General features: G+C 70.7%; 1 protein-coding gene. It reads left to right on the forward strand.

All coding sequences use genetic code 11. The annotated features are described in order from the left end of the window. Nucleotides 1-71: 71 nt before the first annotated feature. On the forward strand, nucleotides 72-900 hold an 829-nt coding region (locus ACWJ6R_RS37175; protein ID WP_449066678.1), incomplete at its 3' end, for a hypothetical protein.

Below are 900 nucleotides of genomic sequence, written 5' to 3' on the forward strand. Positions count from 1 at the left end.
CCCCGCACGCTCCCACACCCCACAGCAGCCCGCACCAGCCCGCACCAGCACAACCTTGAAGGTGACTTAACGTGACGACCATCGTGGAAGAACAGGCGCCCACCCGGCGCGAGCTCAACGCCGGGCAGATCCTCGCCGTCCTCGTCGCGGCGGCCGCCGGCGTGTTCCTGCTCTACAACAGCGTGGTCGCGAGCTACGAGGCGTTGATACAGCTCGCGGCGCGGATCGGCGTTGCTGAGCCGTGGCGGGTCGCCCTGACCGGCGAGATCGCCCTCCTGGTCATCGTGACCTGGGACATCGTGTTCACCTGGTGCGGCTGGCAGGCACCCGTGCTGCGCTGGATCGCCCGCGCCCTGACCGTGTTGTCGCTGGTCATCAACGCGGCCGCCGGATGGCCGGACGCACGGGCAATGCTGATCTTCCTCCCGGCGCCGCTGGTCGTGCTCGGCATCGTGGAGTCGATCCGGCACGTCCTGCTGAAGAAGCACGCCACCCGGGAGCCGATCCCGTTCGCGCGCCGCTGGCACCACCGCAAGGAGTCCAGGGAGCTGCGCCGGTTCATGGTCAAGTGGGAGATCGCCTCCTACCGGGAGGCGCTGAGGATGCAGCAGCGGATCATGGCGGCGCGCAAGCGGCTGGAGGTCGCGCTCGGCGCTGAGTGGCGCTCGCTCGCTGACGCTGACCTCGTGTGGATGCTGGACGACGCGGCGCCCGAAACGCTGGAGCTGGCGCTGGCCCGGGTCGCTGAGATCTACGAGGAGTTCCAGCGCTCCCGCGCTGAGTCGGCGGCCGACGCCGCCGCTGGCGCTGGCGCTGAGGCCGACGCGGTCATCGCCGCGCTGAGGAGCGCTGACCCGGCGGCAGGCGCTGACGCTGACGGCGATGCCAGCGCTCCGGCAC

The sequence above is a fragment of the Planomonospora algeriensis genome (assembly GCF_977012225.1).